A 17,400-nucleotide genomic window follows, 5' to 3' on the forward strand; every position below is an offset into this window, starting at 1 on the left:
TCAGCTCCTGTGGAACAGGGCGAGCATGCGGCGGGTCACCGCGAAGCCGCCGAAGACGTTGATGCCGGCCAGCAGGATCGCGAGCGCCGCGAGGGCGGTGACGACCGGTCCGCCGTGGCCGATCTGGAGCATCGCCCCGACGACGACGATGCCGGAGATCGCGTTGGTCACGGCCATCAGCGGGGTGTGCAGGGCGTGGTGGACGTGGCCGATGACGTAGTAGCCGATGACGATGGCGAGGACGAAGACGGTCAGGTGCGGGACGAGGGCGGCGGGGGCGAGGGCGACGAGGAGGAAGAGGACGAGGGCGGCGAGGGCGACGGCGGCGAAGCGGCGGCGGGGGGACGGCGGCCGTTCCTCCGGCGCGGGCGGGGCGGCCGGGGCGGCGGGCGCGGGGGCGGCGGAGACCGCGACGGGCGGGGGCGGCCAGGCCGGCGTGCCGTCGAGGACGACGGTGACGGAGCGCTGGACGGGGTCGTCCTGGTCGAGGACGAGGACGCCGTCCTCGCCGGGGGTCAGCAGGCGGAGCAGGTTCAGCAGGTTGGTGCCGTAGAGCTGGGACGCCTGGGCGGGCAGCCGGCCCGCGAGGTCGGTGTATCCGAGGAGGGTGACGCCGTTCTCCGTGACGGTCCGCTCCCCCGGCACGGTGCCCTCGACGTTGCCGCCGTTGGCGGCGGCCATGTCCACGATGACCGAGCCGGGGCGCATGGCGGCGACCATGGCGGCGGTGATCAGGCGGGGCGCGGGGCGGCCCGGGATCAGGGCGGTGGTGATGACGACGTCGGCCTCCCGGCAGCGGGCGGCGTACAGCTCGGCCTCGCGGGCCTGGTAGGCGTCGTCCATCTCGCGGGCGTAGCCGGTGGCGGCCGGGGCCTCCTCGCCGGGCGGGGCGACCGGCAGGTACTCGCCGCCGAGCGAGCGGACCTGGTCGGCGACCTCGGGGCGCGGGTCGGTGGCGCGGACGACGGCGCCGAGGGAACCGGCGGCGGCGATCGCGGCGAGTCCGGCGACGCCCGCCCCGGCGACGAGGACCTGCGCGGGCGGGATCTTGCCCGCGGCCGTGACCTGGCCGGAGAAGAAGCGGCCGAAGGCGTGGGCGGCCTCGACGACGGCCCGGTAGCCGGCGATGTTGGCCATGGAGGAGAGGACGTCCATGGACTGGGCGCGGCTGATGCGCGGGACGGCGTCCGGGGAGAGGACGGTGAGGGGGTGGCGGGCGAGTTCCGCGGCGGCGGCCGGGTCGGCGGCGGGGGCGAAGAGGGCGATGACGGTGGCTCCGGGGCGGAGCCGGCCGAGGCGTTCGGGGGGCGGGGCGCCGACGCCGAGGACCACGTCGGCGCCGGTCGCGTCGCCGAGGCGGGCGCCGGCCGTCTCGTAGGCGGGGTCGGAGAAGCCGGCTCCGGCGCCCGCGCCGGGTTCCACCACGACCTCGTAGCCGAGGGCGCGGATCCGTTCGACCGTGGCGGGGGTCGCCGCGACCCGGCGTTCGCCCGCTCCCGCCTCCTTGAGGACTCCGATCAGCATCAGGGTTCTCCGTTCGCCGCTGTCACCGTCGTCGGGACGTGTCCCCCGTCGGGGGCGGGGGCACACCGGCCGGGCCCCGCGGGTGCGGCCGGATCGCCCGGGTGGACCAGGGACGGCGGCTCTCCGGCGGCGGGAACGGGGGGCGGGAACGGCGGCTTTCCGGCGGTGGGCACGGGGCGGGGGCGGCGGCTTTCCGGCGGCGAGTACGGGGGCGGGGGCTTTCCGGCGGCGGGTACGGACGGGGGTGCGGGCGGTCCGGGCGGGCGGGGTCGGCGGCCCGGTGCCGGCGGGCGGTGCGGATCCCGGACCGGTCCCGTCCCCGATACTCCTTTCCTTGGTCTGGACCTGTCACTGGCGGGGCGTCAAGCTGTGCTCATGGATTTGGAGTTGCGTCACCTGAAGACGGTCCGGGCCATCGCCGAGGCGGGCAGCCTCACCCGCGCGGCCACCGCCCTGGGTCTGGCGCAGCCCGCCCTGAGCGCCCAGCTCAAGCGGATCGAACGGGCCCTGGGCGGGCCGCTGTTCGAGCGCAGCCGGGACGGGGTGCGGGCCACCGCGCTGGGCGATCTGGTGCTGGAACGGGCCCGGGTGGTGCTGCCCGCCGTCTGCGAACTCCAGGAGGAGGCCGTCCGGTTCGCCCGCGAGGGCGCGTCGGGCTACCGGCTCGGCGGCACCCACGGGCCGCTCCTCGGCGGGCTGGTGGACCGGCTCGCGCGGACCGAGGAGGAGGCGCAGGTGACCACGTACACCTCGTGGTCGGAGCGGGAGGTCGCGGGCGGGGTGGTGGCCGGCCGGCTCGACTTCGCGCTCGTCGGCGTCTGCGGCGAGAGCTCGCCGCCCGAGGCGGGGCGGCTCGCCTGGACGGAGGTGGCCCGCGATCCGGTGTACGTGATGCTGGCGACCGGCCATCCGCTGGCCTCGCGCGCCCACGTCGAACTGGCCGAACTGGCCTCGGAGGACTGGACGGACGTGCCCGGCGACGGCTGTTTCGGCGACTGCTTCGCCGCCGCGTGCGTGCGGGCCGGCTTCACCCCGGCCCGGGTGTACGAGACGGACACCGCCTCCTGCGTCCACCTGGTGCAGGTGGGCCGGGCGGTGGGGCTCTGCCGGGCCACCTTCCCGGCCACCCCGGGCATCGTGACCCGGCCGTTGTCCGGCGCCCCGCTGCTCTGGCGCCACCTCCTGGGCTGGCACCCCGAGGGCCGGGCCGCGGGCCGCGCCCCGGCCGTCCTGGCGCACGCCCGCTCGGCCCACGAGGAGGCGCTCTCCCGCAGCGCGGGCCGCACCGGCGCCGCCGTCTGACCACGAGCGGCCCGGGCCCCTTCCGTACGGGTGTGGCCCGACCGGCTTCCGCACCGGGACGCCCACCGGGCCACGGGCGGCCCAACCCCCGTTCCACAGCGGGACGTTCGCCCGAGAGCGAGCTGCTCTCCCCCTTCCCGTACGGGATCGCCCACCGGACCGCGCCCACGGCACCCCGCCGTGGGCGCGGTCCGTCGTGCGGCGTATCGTCGTGTCCCGTTCACCGCGTGTCGGTGCGTCGGCCATAACGCGGTGGGAGGGGCCGGACGGTAGCTCCCCGGAACGAGCCATCCTCCCTACGGTTCTCGGCAGATCCCCCACCGATGACCGAGGAGACCCCCATGCTCCGACGACACGCCCGCGCGGCGTGTACCGCGCTGGCCGCCGCCGGAATGGTGCTGGCCGGCGTCCAGGCCAGCTCCGCCACCGCGGCGCAGCCCGCCCCGTCCACCCAGAACGCCGCCCAGGCCCTCGGGGCCGGCCAGGCCCAGCCCGAGCTGCTCGCCGCCATGGGCCGCGACCTGGGCCTGACCCGGGCGCAGGCCGAGAAGCGGCTGGCGAACGAGGCCGAGGCCGGCGCCACCGCCGCCCGGCTCCGGCAGCGGCTCGGCGGCGCCTTCGCCGGCGCCTGGGTCGCGGGGGCCGAGTCCGGCTCCCTGACCGTGGCCACCACCCGCGCCGCCGACCTCGCCACCATCCGGGCGACCGGGGCGACCGCCGAGCTGGTCGGCCACGGCCTGGCCTCGCTGGAGCGGGCGAAGGAGGCCCTGGACCGGGCCGCCACCGCCGACGCGCCGGTGCGCTACGTGGACGTGCGCTCCAACGTGCTGGTCGTCGAGGAGACCCGGCCCGGCGCCGCGGCCCGCCTCGCGGCGGCCACCGGCGTGCCGCGCGAGCTGGTGCGCGCCGTGCGGGCCGCCGAGGCCCCGCGCCCGCTGTACGACCTCCGGGGCGGTGACGCCTACTACATGGGCGGCGGCGGCCGCTGCTCGGTCGGCTTCCCGGTGACCCGGGGCACCACGCAGGGCTTCGCGACGGCGGGCCACTGCGGCCGCGCCGGGCAGTCCACCAGCGGCTTCAACCAGGTCGCGCAGGGCAGCTTCCAGGCGTCGGTCTTCCCCGGCAACGACATGGCGTGGGTCGCGGCGAACAGCAGCTGGACCTCGACCCCGTACGTGAAGGGCTCCGGCGGCGCGAACGTGCAGGTCACGGGCTCGGTCCTGCAGCCGGTCGGCGCCTCCGTCTGCCGCTCCGGCTCCACCACGGGCTGGCACTGCGGCACGATCCAGCAGCACAACACCAGCGTCACCTACCAGGAGGGCACGGTCTCGGGCGTGACCCGGACGACCGTGTGCGCCGAGCCGGGCGACTCGGGCGGCTCGTACATCTCCGGCAGCCAGGCGCAGGGCGTCACCTCGGGCGGCACGGGCAACTGCTCCAGCGGCGGCACGACCTACTTCCAGCCGCTGAACCCGATCCTCTCGAACTACGGCCTCACTCTGAAGACCACCGGGTCCGACCCGGGTCCCGGCCCCGGCCCGGGGGAGCCGGAGCCGGGTGGCACGTGGACGGCGGGCAAGGTGTACGCGGCCGGTGACACGGTCACGTACGGCGGTTCCACCTACCGCTGCCTCCAGGGCCACCAGGCACAGGCGGGCTGGGAGCCGTCGAACGTGCCGGCCCTCTGGCAGCGCGTCTGACCGCGGCCCGTCCCCACGTACGGAGCGCCACTCGTCCCCCCACCGGACGGGTGGCGCTTCGTCGTTCCCCTCCGCGCGACGGCCCCGACCGTCCCGGACGCACCAACTCCCGCTTCTGTAGCGGGAGATGACGAGCACCTCCGGGCACGACCCGCCGCGCGGGCGCTACGGTGGCACGGAGCCGCGCGACGGCCGGGCGGCGTGCGGCGGAGGAGGCGTGCCTGACGTGTCGTGGAAATGGGTACTCACGGGGGCGGTCGTGGCGGCGGGGGCCGTGGTCGGCGCGATGCGGGTGAAGCGGGTGCTGGAGCACCCCTTCGCGCGGGCGGAGAGGGAGCTGGACGAGCGGGACCGGACGCTGCGCGAGGAGCACCCCGACACCGTGGCGCTCCGGCACCGGGCCCACCACCTGAGCGAGACCGGGGACCTGGCCGGCGCCCTGGAGGTCTCCGAGCGGATGCTCGCGGAGCGGATACGGGCGCTGGGCGAGGACCACCCCCACGTCCTGGTCGCCCGGCACAACCTGGCCACCCTGCGCGGCCGGGCGGGCGACGCGACCGGCGCCGCCGAGGAGCTCGAACGGCTGGCGCTCGACATGGAGCGGGTCCACGGGGCCGACTACGTCTACACCCGCACGGCCCTGCGCGCCGCCGCCCACTGGCGGAAGGAGGCGGCCGGCGACACCGAGTGACGGCCGACGGACGGCGCCCTCACGCGAGACATATAGCCCGCGCTTGCATTCATCAAGCGTGTGCAACTATTGTTTGAGCTCGTAAGAAGCTCACTCAAGCAACCGCGGAAGGGCCGGGCCATGCCGCTCGCACTCCTCGCCCTGGCAGTCGGGGCCTTCGGAATCGGTACGACCGAGTTCGTCATCATGGGGCTGCTGCCCGAGATCGCCGGCGACTACGGCGTCTCCATCCCCACGGCCGGACTCCTGGTCACCGGTTACGCGCTCGGCGTCGTCGTCGGGGCGCCACTGCTGACCGTCCTCGGCGGCAAGGCCAGTCGCAAGCGGATGCTCATGCTGCTCATGGGGCTGTTCGTGGCCGGAAACCTGCTCTCCGCCGTCGCCCCGAACTTCGGGATCATGCTGACCGGCCGCGTCGTCGCCTCGCTCGCCCACGGCTCGTTCTTCGGCATCGGCTCCGTCGTCGCCGCCGGACTGGTCGCGCCGGACAAGAAGGCCGGCGCCATCGCCACCATGTTCACCGGCCTGACCGTCGCCAACATCGTCGGCGTCCCGCTGGGCACCTACATCGGGCAGGCCGTCGGCTGGCGCACCACCTTCGCGATCGTCGCCGCGCTCGGCGTGGCCGGCCTGCTCGGCATCGCGAAGCTCGTCCCCGCCATGCCCCGCCCCGAGGGTGCCCGCCTGCGCGGCGAGCTGGGAGCCTTCCGCAACCCGCAGGTGCTGCTCGCCATGGCGATGACCGTCCTCGGCTTCGGCGGCGTCTTCGCCGCGGTCACCTACATCGCGCCGATGATGACCGAGGTCGCGGGGTACTCCGCCGGCGCGGTCACCTGGCTCCTCGTCCTCTTCGGCGCCGGCATGTTCCTCGGCAACCTGCTCGGCGGCCGGTACGCCGACCGCGCGCTGATGCCCCTGCTCTACACCACCCTCGGCGGGCTCTCCCTCGTCCTCGCCCTGTTCACCGTGACCGCGCACCACAAGGTCCTCGCCGCGATCTCCCTCGTCCTGGTGGGCGCCCTCGGCTTCGCCACCGTGCCGCCGCTGCAGAAGCGCGTCCTCGACCAGGCCCACGGCGCCCCGACCCTGGCCTCCGCCGTCAACATCGGCGCCTTCAATCTGGGCAACGCCCTCGCCGCCTGGCTCGGCGGCCTCGTCATCGCCGCCGGCCTCGGCTACACCGCCCCCCACTGGGTCGGCGCCCTCCTGGCCACCGCCGCCCTCGGCCTCGCCCTCTGGTCCGCCGCCCTCGAACGCCGCACCCCCACCACCCCCCGGACCCACATCGTGGCGACCGGCACCCCCACGGCCGACGAGACCCCCGCCCCCGCCCACTCCTGACCCCCGCCCCGACGGGAAACACCGCCGCCCCCGGACCCGAGGTCCGGGGGCGGCGAGGCAACAGTGGCCGGCATACAGACGGGTAGTGACACCCAGCGGATGGCGAGGGACTTCTCACCATCCCCAGGCAATGGCCTGCCTCAGGATCACCTGCTCCACCCTCTTTACGCGTCCACCACATCAGCCTCCCTATCCATCCGGCCGCACTCGTGCTGAACTGCGCCCAACACCCCAAGAAGAGGCCACCCGGTAGCCGCCCCAAGGGCAAGGACGATCGCTGGGAAACCACGGGCTACGTCCCCACCCCCGGCACCACCCGCAAAGAAGCCCTGGCCAAGCTCACCGAGAAGATCGCAACCAGCAACCGCGGCGCCCCCGCCCTCTCCGCACAAGGCAGCGTCGCAGCATTCCTGACCTACTGAGCCTCTTTCATCCTGTGCTGGAGGGTGAAATGGGCTGGTCAGCAGGGGTGGTGACGAGGCAGGGCCCCTTGTCGTTGGCGTGGTGATTCCACTCAGCACACCGGCGACCGAAGGAGCCCTGTTGGTTCCGTATCCTGCCACGCTTGACATCCCGCATGAGCTCGTCGAGCATGTTGCCTGGCTGCTGCACGAGCATCGCCGGGCCCGCAACACCCGCTGGCGCAAGCTCGGCTGCTTCCAGCAGGCGCTGCTCACCCTCGTCCACCTGCGGAAGAACGAGGCATTCTCGCAGCTCGGAGCGGGTTTCGGGATATCCCAGGCCACCGCCTGGCGGTACGTGGACGAGGCCTTGGGCGTCCTGGCTGGCTGGGCGCCCGGCCTCCACGAAGCCCTCACCGGCCTCGGTGAGGGCGACCACGTCATCGTTGACGGCACCCTGATCCCCACCGACCGCATCGCCGCCGACGAGCCGTACTACTCGATGAAGCACCGCAAGCACGGCATGAACGTGCAGGTCATCGCCCGCCTCGACGGCACACCGCTGTGGTTCTCCCGGGCGACACCGGGACGCACTCACGACCTGACCGCCGCGCGGGCTCACGGCATCGTCCAGGCCTGCCTGACCCGGCAGGTCCTCGTCCTCGCGGACCGCGCCTACCAGGGCGCCGGCGCGACCTTCCGCACCCCGTACTACCGCCACCGCGAACAGCCCGAGCACTACCAGCAGTTCAACCGGGCCCACGCCCGGCTGAGAGCCCCGGGCGAACGCGCCTTCGCGCAGTTGAAGTCCTGGCGGCTGCTCCGGCGAGCCAGATGTTCCACCCGCCGGATCGGCACCATCGTCCAGGCCGTCCACACGCTGTTGACCTGCAGCTATTCAGGATGAAAGAGGCTCACTGAGCGTTTTCAGCGTTGCCTCTCCAGGGTGAGGATGGCGGCGGCGATTGACGTGAGGCGGTTCGGGCTGCACCGAGCCCGGCGGAAGATCCGCCAGGACTTCAGTCTCGCAATACTTCGTTCGACCGGTGCTCGTGCCGCTGACAGGGCCCGGTTGATCGTCTGCTGGGTCGTGGTCAGGTCCCGGCCGGGAAGCCGTCTGATCGGTGTGGTCACCCAGGGCCCGGCGCCGATGTAGGCACGGTCGGCGAGGACGGGAACACCCTGGCGTTCGCAGATCCGGATGATGCGGTGGGTGCGGGCCGCGGTCAGGTCGTGGGGGCGGCCCGGCAGCGCGGGCGAGATCCACAGCAGCTTGCCGGTGGGATCGGCCACGACCTGCACGTTCACGCTGTGACGACGGTGCTTCTGGGAGAAGTCGGCCCGGCTGTCGCCGACGCGGTCGCACTCGGTGAGCGTCCCGTCGAGCAGGACGTAGTCCGGACCGGTCTCCCGCAGGACCCGCAGGAGGCCCAGCGCCCGGCCGGACAGGTGCTGGACAACGGCCTGGATGTAAGCGTGGGCGGTGCCGACGGATATGCCGAAGCCGACGGCGATCTGCGCGAGCGTGTCGTGCCGGCGGAGGTGGACCAGGCCGACGAGCGCACGCTGATGGGGCGGCAGCTTGCAGCGGCGGTCACCCTCACGGGTGACGATGAGCATGGATGCCCACTCGACCAGCGCATGCGGCAGGTCGAGTGCGGCAGGATGGGGAACCAACAGGGCTCCTGTGCCGATGGGTTGAGACTTCGAACACCTCCCTCAACGGCGCAGGAGCCCCGTGCGTTGCGGTCCCCACCCTGACCCCGTCTGGGTCACTCGATCAATGGCCACTCTGAAAGAGCTCACTGGCTGGAGACCGTCGCCGTCCACCGGCTCCGCGAGAACACCCACACGCGCTACACCGCTTGCGGCCGCCTTTACCTCATCCTCGACCTAAGGGCTGTCCCGTAATCCCCGGTGGAGCAGCGCGCGGCGTCAGATGCGGTGCATCGCAAGGCGGAGGGGCGTCCGCATACTGGATGTATTCGGACGTTCCGACAATGCGGCGAGGTGCCGTAGCTGTCGTCGTGCGCCCACCGGGGATTACGGGACAGCCCTAGTTAGGTCTTTTGAAGGCCTTCCAGGTACGAGAAAACAGAGTCATACTGCGCACGCAGATTCGGGCTCCCTGAATATGCCAGACGAACGAGATCGAGAGCCTCCGAAACTTTTCCAATCGAAACAGCCAGCGCCGCTCCGAGCGCGGCACGATTTCCCGCACTGTAGCCCAGAACGGAGGCAGCCTTCTGGACGCCATCCCGGCACATCATAAATAGCCCGTCCACCGATGAGGCGCCCTCCAGATACGGGAGGATAGAATTGGAGACAGCTCGCAGCACATTATCTTCCAGCGACGCCGCTGACGCCTCATCCTTGAACAGCCACATACCCACTCGCTCACGCGCAATTGACTCAAGAGGAGCGGAGATACGACACGATTCCAGCGGCTCTGGATCACTCGGAAGCATCTCCCTGTAGATCTCGATCACTCCCGTCGTCGAGATGTGAGTGTTGAGAACAATTTGGGCGCTATCCCTAGCATACTTAGGTCGAACGAACAGGCCAAAATCCACCCCTTGGCACACGTCGCCGATTGAGCGAACGAACGACAGGGAGCCACCGGCGAAGCCCTCAGCCTTCAAGATGACAGCCGGGCTGCCCTGAATGACAGGCCGAATAAGGCGCAAATAGTCGGACTTCGACGGGGGCTTCACTTTCGCTACACCTCGACTATGGAGTAATGGCGTCGAAAACGCCGACTATATTGAATCCCTTTGACTGCCCGATGCCGGTTGGGAAATTGCCTTGACCGACCCAGTCATCAAAGTCGCGCTGCTCGGCGGTGCGGGATGCGCCGCCCGACTTTACCTCAATCCCGAGGTAGTTACCACCTCCGAGGTCGATAGCCCCATCGTAGTACCTAGTCTGGCCACCATTGCCAGTTACAGCAACCGTGCGCCTGACTACCGTGTGCCCCTCCATCTCAAGGTGATCCCACACATTCGCCTCAGCAGAAGCGCCAACACGGGCACCGGTCGAGCTCGCGAAATGACCCTTCGCATTTCTAATCGAACCATCCGAGTGAAGGAAAGTCCCATTCCCCAAATCGACGGGGCAACTGCTGTTATGGACGAGAATTGGCGTCGCACCAGCGAGTACATAGTACGTGTGCAGGCCAGATACCGTTAGATTATACGTGACACGACTCGCTCGGTACGACCTAACCCCCGAGACTTCAGCCCTCTCCCCGGAAGCCGTAAGCAAATTCATTCCAGGCTGAAGATCACCAGCATCAACCCATCTCTGCTCGCTCTCAGACCAGAAGGGGTGATGCGCTGTAGCAGTAAGCAGGGGAGAACCCCCCTCAGAGCCACCCAAAATTCTAATGTCTACATATTCCTTGTCACTTTCGGTCTCTATCTTGGACGTTACTATGCGAGAGGCCATCTCCCCCGATTCAGGATCGGACGCAAGTACCTCATCCCCCACCTGAACATCTTCAATTTTCTTCCTCTTTCCACCAGAAAGAAGAACATCCGTTCCCGTTACAAAGCTATTCTTCCCTCCGGCGCAGCGACTGGCGGCACCATTAAGCCAGCCCCATATCTTGCCGCCCTTGCGCCCTGCCGCGACCGCGTCTCCTGGACCAGGAACCATAGCGGTAGCGCTCCAAAGCGCTTCCTCCGTGTTCCCTTCCAGCATGTAAACGATGCTATTCAGGCCGTCGGCAAACCCTCCGAGAACAGGGAACATTCCAGCCGCGTCCATTGTGGCATGGAATCCCGCAGTGGATTTCGGACCTTCTTCGACCCTGACGTAGGTTTCCCCTGTTATGACCTTTCCAGTCTTACGAGTAGCCGCATCCGACCATGTAACGACACTCGCGCCCAGCTTCCCTAGAGGTTTGTTCTGTCTGTAGCTCCATCCGTCCTGGTTGTCCTTGAACCATCCACTTCCCTCTTCTCCCTCCCGTGCCAGCGAGCCTCCTTGGTTGTCGTAGAGCCACTTGTCGTTGTAATTGGCGCCCCCTACAGGGCCGTCGGGGCGCAGGCCCGTGGGGTCGGAGAGCGTCGTCGGGCTGCCGTTGGCGTACGTGTACCCGTTCATCTGAAGCGGGTCGGTGAGGTCGATGAGGGGGTCGGCGGAGAGGAAGCGGCCCGTGTTCTGGTCGTATTCGCGGGCGCCGATGTGGGTGAGGCCGGTGGTGGGGTCGTCGGTGCCGGTGCCGAGGAAGGACTGCCGGCCGGGCCACTTGGGGGGCTCGGTGCCGCGGGGGTTGCCGTAGGGGTCGAAGCTGCGGCGGGTGATCGGCTGGCCGTCGGTCTGGTCGACGGCGACGGTGGCCGTGCTGTGGTGGTCGGCGAGCAGGACGGTGAGTTTGTGACCGGTGTTGAGGCCGTTGGTGGTGCGGACCGTGGTGGGCGCGCCGGGGTGGGTGTAGTAGCGCTCGGCGCGCAGGGCGATGCCGGTGGTGCCGACCGTGACCTGGGCGTCGGGCAGGTAGAGGGTGCGGGTGGTGGCGGTGTTCTCCACCAGGCGTGCGCCGGCCGCGTCGTAGAGGTAGCCGGTGGTGTCGCCGGGGTTCCACTTCTGCTGATCGCTCTGGGTGCAGGCGGAGAGCTGGAGGTTCTTGCCGTTGCTGTAGTCGGCGTTGGGGATGTCGGCGCACGTGTTGGTGGCCGGGTGGTGGAGGGAGGAGTCGCCGGGGCGGTGGGTGAACTTCTGGGCGGCACTGCCGTTGCAGGTGGAGAGGACCAGGTTGGTGCCGTTGGCGGTGGCGCACTTCCCGAAGGACTTGAGGGTGCCGCCGGTCATCTGCCACTGCTGGGCGCCGGTGCCGTTGCAGGTGTAGATCTGGAGCGGGGTGCCGTCGGTGGTGTAGCCGTTCTCCACGTCCATGCACTTGCCGGACGGGTTGATCAGCGGAACCTTGCCGTTGACGAAACCGGTGGCCTTGGTGAGTTTGTTGCGGCGGTCCCATTCGAGGGTCTGGGTGTCGCCGCCGATGACGCGGCGAGTGGTGTTGCCCGCGGAGTCGTAGGCGTACGTGGAGCGGGAGGTGACCTGGGAGCCGGGTGCCCTGACGGTCTCGTCGGCCTGGGTGAGGGTGTGCGGCTGGGCGGTGGTGGGGGGCTGGGTGCCGTTGCCGGTGACCGTCTTGCCGTAGGTGTAGGTGCGGGTGTCGTCCAGCGAGCTGTCGGTGAGGTCGTGGACGGTCAGCTTGGTGCGGTTGCCGATGGCGTCGAACTCGTAGGACTGCCAGTAGCCGCTGCCGTTCACGCCGGGTGAGAGCTGGGAGAGGCTCGGTCCCTGCGCGGAGGAGACCTTGGGGCAGCCTTCGGTGCCGGTCCAGGCGTGGACCAGGCGGCCCATCGGATCGTAGGAGAAGCACTGCTGGTCGACGGCGGTCGGGGACTGGGTGTCCTTGATGGAGGTGACGTTGCCGACGGTGTCGTAGCCGTAGGTGAGGGTGGAGATCATCGAGGCCGGGGCGGTTGCTTCCCGGTCCGTTCGCGTCTCGTGCAGGCGGCCCGTGTACTGGTCGTAGTCGTGGGAGGTCCAGACGCGCTGGGGTGCCTGTCCGGAGACGGTGCGCAGGACCTGGCCGAAGGGGTTGTAGACCGTGCCGCCGGTGTACCAGCCGATGCCGGAGGTGGTGGTGGGCGATCCCTCGGCGTCGTAGCGGGTGATCAGCTTTTCCTGGACGAGGCCGCCGGGAGTGGCCGGGAGGGTGGTGGACTGGAGCTTTCCGGTCTTCGTGTACGTGGTGCTGTAGGAGTACGTGCCGGCGAGACCGGTGGTGTTCGGCGTCGAGGGGATGGTGATCCTGGTGCCGGTGGGGCGGTACTCGGCGTCGTATCCGGTGACCTCGCTGGTGAACGCGGCGCCGTCGTTGTAGCGGGTGGAGGACACCGGGTGTCCGAGCGCACCGGGCAGCGTGTCGTAGGTCTGCTTGGTGACGAGCGGGCCCGTGAGCGAGTCGTCACGGACTTCGACGGTGCGGCCGAGTTCGTCGTAGCGGGTGTACTGGGCGAGGCCGGTGTCGGTGTTCGTCGACGACGTCTGCTGGTCGAGGTCGTCGTAGCCGAAGCGGGCGGATCCCGTGTCGGGGTCGCTGGAGGCGGTCATCCGGCCGCGGACGTCGTACGTGTAGGTCCAGGTGTTGCCGTCGGCGTCGGTGACCTCGGCCAGTTTGCCCCGCGGGTCGTAGGTGTAGCGGGTGTCGATGGTGGCCGGTACGGGGCCGGTGACATCGGTGGTGTTGTAGTGCTGGATCTTGGCGGTACGGCCGAGGGCGTCGGTCTCGGTCCTGACTGCCCGGCTGCCCGGCAGCGGGGTGGTTCCACCCGGTGACATGGCGGTGCGGACGAGGGTCCAGTCACCGGCGTACTGGGTGGTCGTGGCGTACTGGGGCACGTCGTTGTGCAAGGTGGTGGTGCGTACGACGCGGCCGAGACCGTCGTAGGCGGTCTTGGTGGAGCGGGGGACGTCGAAGACCGTCTGCGGGACGAAGATCTCGGCGGAGGGTTCGCCCGGGGCGACGTAACCGTCCTTGGTCTCCCGGGGCGTGCCGTTGGCGTTGTAGAGGGTGTCGGTGACGATCCGTCCGCCGCCGAGGGCTTCGGTCTGGGTCTGGCGCGGCCGCAGGAAGCCGTCGTAGAGGACGACGGAGCTCTCGTAGGTGCCGTCGTCGCGCAGGGTGCGCGTGGTGGTGGCGGGGACCTTGTCGTCGTCGAGCTGGTAGGAGTGCTGGACGAGGGGGGAGTCGGCGGCGGGGTTGCGCGAGGCCGGCCAGATGTCCGTGACGCGTCCGAGGTCGTCGTACCTGCTGGTGACCGTGCGGCCGTTGGGGTCGGTGGACGTGAGGGCGGTACCGCGTCCCGGCTCGATCGTCGTGGTGGTCTTGTGGAGTGCCGCGTTCCAGGTGCTGACCGAGAAGGCCGGGCCCGTCGCGGGGCTGTACTCGTTCTTCGTCGTGTGTCCTGCCGCGTTGGTCACCTTGGTGGCGCGGCCGAGGGCGTCGTACTCGGTCCGTGCGGAGGTGATCCAGCCCGTGCCGTCGCCGTTGAGCGTGTCGACCTGCTGGGCGAGCCCCCGGGTGGGGGCGGTGCCGAAGGCATTGAGCTTGTCGTAGGAGGTGCGTACGTCGGAGATGATCCGGTCACCGGTGGCCGCGGCGGCCTCGGCGCACGTCCCGACCGTGCCTCGCACGCGCTGGGGGAAGCCGATGAGGTGGAGCGCGGTGTTGTGGACGTACGTGGTCGTCGAGCACGACTGGTCGGTCCGGGTGACACCGTCCGGGCTCAAGGCATAGGTGTGCGCGGTGAGCGGAAGACCATAGGTGGTGTCGTAGGAGGTGCGGGTGCTGATCGTCCGCTTCTTGCCGCCGCTGATCGTCTGGACGGCGTCCTTCCGGGGGACCTGGACGCGGTAGGCGTTCAGGACGGGCAGGCCGTCTCCACGCGTACGGCTGGCGGTGATCGTCTTGTCGGGCCAGGAGAGTTCCCGGGCCTGGACGGTTCCGCCCGCACCCGCCCTGGTGTAGGTGATCGTCTCCGCGGCGCGCCCCGCATAGGCGGGCAGGTCCTCGGCCAGGGTCTCGGTTCCGGTCGAGTCCTTGACCATGATGGTCGCGCGGCCGGCGTCACCGGACATGCCGCGGAAGTAGCGGGTGTCGGTCCGGGACTGCTCGGTGGCGTCAGCGGCGTCGGCGGCGGAGGTCTCGCCTCGGACGACGGTCACCGTCGCGTAGCCGCGCCACTGGCTGTAGGTGCGGCGTTCGGCCTTGGAGAACTCGTCGGTGTCCTTCGCCCAGGCCCCGCCGCCACCGTAGGTGTAGCGGGTGACCACGTCGGCCTCCCTGGCCACGCGGTCCATCTCCACGACGCGTTCGACGACGTACTTGTTGAACCACTGCAGCGGCGGCGTCTCCAGGTCCGGGTCGGGGGACCAGTGGACGGGGAAGCAGCGGGAGGTGTTGGACTCGGGTGCGGGGTGGTTCGTTCCCACGGGGCAGGGATCCGAGTAGTCGACGAAGATCTCGCTGCCGGTCTCCGTGCGGATGGTCTCCACCCGGAGGCGGTCGAAGTCGGGGGTGGGGTCGTCGAGGCCGGTCGCCACGCGGTTGGGCATGTCGACCTTGTTGGCGAGGAAGGAGACCGGAGGCGTCGCGGTGGTGGTCTGGTTGCCTTCCGTGTCCTTCGTGGTGCCGTAGCCCGTGCGGGTGATCGACTCCAGCCACAGCGGGGGGTGGGTGTCGGTGCGCTGCTTGGGGAAGGACTGGGCCAGGTTCCAGGTGTCCACCCGGGAGAGCGCGGTGGAACCCGGGGTGCGCTGTCCGTAGGTGTGAACAGCGGTGAGCCTGACGCGGTTCCAGAACGTGGGCGAGGACACGTAGCAGTTGGTGCCGGCCTTGCAGTGGAGCGTCGCGGGGGTGTCCCACCACGGCTGCTTGTCCTCGTAGTTCTTGGATTCGAACTCCGTGAGCGAGCAGTCGCTGGTGCCCTCCTTGATGCAGCGCTCGTCGGTCTTGAACTCGACCTTCGCGGCCGGTTGCGCCGTCAGGGCGTCCTTGCGGAGCCCGTAGAGGATCTGCGTGGGGTAACCGCCGCGGACGTACTCGACCGCGGCCTTGAACTTGCCGTTCTTGGCGTAGCGGTTGGTCTCCTTCTTCCAGTCGATGATCATGGCGTTGCCGTGGACGTCCTCGACGTAGTCGAGGTTCCAGCGCCATGCCTGGTCGCAGAAGGAAGCGGCGTAGGTGGCCTGGTGGCAGGGCTCTCCGCTGTGGTTTCCGGCCACGGGGACGGTGAAGGCCGAGTTCGTCACCGGTCGGCTGCCGGCTCCGTCGATGTCGTTGAGGCCGAAGTAGTACCGGGTCCCGTCGCGGGTGGTGATCTGCCAGTACTCGCCGTCGTACTTGCCGTCCTGGCTGTTCTTCTTCGTCCCGTCCTTGGCCTTGTACTCGACGCGGGAGCCGTCGTCGTCGGCCGGCACCCATCTGCCGTCGGCGTCGTGGACGAGTTCGGTCGACGTCCCTCCCAGTGACATGACGAGGTTGTCACTGGCCCAGCACAGGTCCGACTTCTTCTTGTCGGCCGTGTTGTCGTTGTTGGGTGCGTTCTTCCGGTCGTCGGGGCAGGAGCGGTAGCGCCGCTCGACGAATCCGGGGTGGTAGTCCCAGCCGTCGCCGATCCAGGACGCCTGGGCGTTGGCGACGGACGTCTTGCCGTCGACGGCCTGCGAGGAGTACGTGAACGCGACCTTGGGTGCCGGCCCGGCGGGCGGGGCAGGCACCTTGAGGGGGTAGGACCAGGTGAAGGCCCCGCTGCTGCCGCCCGCGGTCCACGAACCGGAGGGGGCGAGCGAGGTGGCCTTGTACGAGCCGCCGGCACCGGCGGCGGAGTCGGTGGCGGCGAGGACGACGGGCCCGCCACCCGCCTGCGCGGACAGCCCCTGGACCTGGCTGGATGCCGGGTCCACGGTGGCGCGCACGGTGTCGGTGGCAGGGTCGTTGGTGGTGGGGACGCTCACCGGTGTGGCGCATTCCTCCAGCTCCGGCGTGGTCAGGAAGCACTCCGGCAGCTGCTGCAACTGAAGGCGGGACGACCACTCGGTGCCGAACAGGTCCTCGAACTTGCTGTAGTCGAGCTCGACATCGACCGGAGTGGAACCTGCGGCGGGAGGGGTGACGGTGATGAGGGCACCGTCGACGTCAGCCGCCTCGGTCGCCTCCCGGGCCTCGACCTGAACGCTCCAGTTGCCCGACGGCGCGGGTGGGGCGGGATCTTCGGCAGTGGGGGTGGCCTTCCCGAGTCTCACCGGAAGGTCACCGGCCTGGACCATGGCATCGCCTGCCTGATCCAGGGCTACGGCAGCGCTGCCCGGTGCCGGCGGCGCCACCTTGGCCGGGATGTACTCGGCGGGAGGATCGGCAGGGGCTCCCGCCCAGTTGGTGAGCTCCTCGGACTTCGCCTCGTCCTGGGGTGCCTGCTCCGTCTTCTGGAGATCGGGCAGCTGGACCGCATGCGTGACCGGGTCGTTGGGCGGTGGTATCGCCACCGCCGTTGCCGGCAGCAGCGTCACGGCCAGAAGCACCGATGTCATCACACCGATGACGCGGGACCCTCGACGGCCTCCACGACCTCGTGCGGTCCGCAAAAGAAGCAGACCTCGGCCTGCGGACAGGCTGAACGGGCGTCCGGACTCCGACGAGGACATGAAACCCCCCACTTCCGCCGCCGACCAGGCGGCGGCCGAACGGGGAAAACGATGAATAGCCAGCAGATTATGCAAGGAGCGGGCACAAAAAATCCACACCCTTTCTATTCGCGTGACGTCGATCACTCGACCAATCGAGATTAAATGCCCTCAACTCACTCTAAGGCCCTAAAAAACCCATTCATACATTTCCACCCTTTCGAGCTAGCACGCTAGATAG

At 69.8% G+C, this 17,400-nt stretch carries 9 protein-coding genes and 1 pseudogene; 6 read left to right on the top strand and 4 right to left on the bottom strand.

Going from position 1 to position 17,400, the window contains the following annotated elements; genetic code table 11:
* Nucleotides 1-1,524 carry a Re/Si-specific NAD(P)(+) transhydrogenase subunit alpha gene (locus IE219_RS17265; RefSeq protein WP_189978267.1) on the bottom strand — a complete coding sequence of 508 codons (1,524 nt, stop codon included), beginning with the start codon at nucleotides 1,522-1,524 and terminating at the stop codon, nucleotides 1-3.
* Between the two features lie 375 nt (nucleotides 1,525-1,899).
* On the opposite strand from IE219_RS17265, the gene IE219_RS17270 reads away from it, so the two are divergent.
* The 6 genes and pseudogenes from IE219_RS17270 to IE219_RS17295 all read left to right on the top strand — a co-directional run bounded on the left by IE219_RS17270 (nucleotide 1,900) and on the right by IE219_RS17295 (nucleotide 7,866).
* Entirely contained in the window at nucleotides 1,900-2,826 is a 927-nt protein-coding gene (locus IE219_RS17270; RefSeq protein ID WP_189978268.1) for a LysR family transcriptional regulator, read from the top strand.
* A gap of 341 nt (nucleotides 2,827-3,167) precedes the next feature.
* Nucleotides 3,168-4,526 (top strand): carbohydrate-binding protein, encoded by a 1,359-nt coding sequence (locus IE219_RS17275; protein WP_189978270.1) that lies wholly within the window; start codon nucleotides 3,168-3,170, stop codon nucleotides 4,524-4,526.
* A gap of 217 nt (nucleotides 4,527-4,743) precedes the next feature.
* Nucleotides 4,744-5,217, top strand: coding sequence for a tetratricopeptide repeat protein (locus tag IE219_RS17280; RefSeq protein WP_229849819.1), 474 nt, complete (start codon nucleotides 4,744-4,746; stop codon nucleotides 5,215-5,217).
* Between the two features lie 120 nt (nucleotides 5,218-5,337).
* Nucleotides 5,338-6,558 carry an MFS transporter gene (locus tag IE219_RS17285; protein WP_189978272.1) on the top strand — a complete coding sequence of 407 codons (1,221 nt, stop codon included), beginning with the start codon at nucleotides 5,338-5,340 and terminating at the stop codon, nucleotides 6,556-6,558.
* Nucleotides 6,559-6,824: 266 nt separating this feature from the next.
* Nucleotides 6,825-6,977 (top strand): annotated as a pseudogene (locus IE219_RS17290) (site-specific integrase); the annotation flags it as partial.
* A gap of 82 nt (nucleotides 6,978-7,059) precedes the next feature.
* A complete protein-coding gene (locus tag IE219_RS17295) occupies nucleotides 7,060-7,866 on the top strand; it encodes a transposase family protein (protein WP_189978274.1) in 807 nt (268 codons plus the stop codon).
* A 20-nt stretch (nucleotides 7,867-7,886) separates the two neighbouring features.
* Here the strand turns inward: IE219_RS17295 and IE219_RS17300 are convergent, their stop codons facing one another.
* The 3 genes from IE219_RS17300 to IE219_RS17310 form a co-directional block, all read right to left on the bottom strand.
* Nucleotides 7,887-8,636 (bottom strand): transposase family protein, encoded by a 750-nt coding sequence (locus IE219_RS17300; protein WP_189978276.1) that lies wholly within the window; start codon nucleotides 8,634-8,636, stop codon nucleotides 7,887-7,889.
* 383 nt (nucleotides 8,637-9,019) lie between these two features.
* The gene (locus IE219_RS17305; protein WP_189978278.1) at nucleotides 9,020-9,673 is read right to left on the bottom strand and encodes a hypothetical protein; all 654 of its coding nucleotides are present in this window, start codon (nucleotides 9,671-9,673) and stop codon (nucleotides 9,020-9,022) included.
* 16 nt (nucleotides 9,674-9,689) lie between these two features.
* The gene (locus IE219_RS17310) at nucleotides 9,690-17,066 is read right to left on the bottom strand and encodes a ricin-type beta-trefoil lectin domain protein (RefSeq protein WP_189978280.1); all 7,377 of its coding nucleotides are present in this window, start codon (nucleotides 17,064-17,066) and stop codon (nucleotides 9,690-9,692) included.
* Nucleotides 17,067-17,400 lie beyond the last annotated feature (334 nt).

Source organism: Streptomyces termitum (assembly GCF_014650175.1).
Taxonomy (GTDB): Bacteria; Actinomycetota; Actinomycetes; order Streptomycetales; family Streptomycetaceae; genus Streptomyces; species Streptomyces termitum.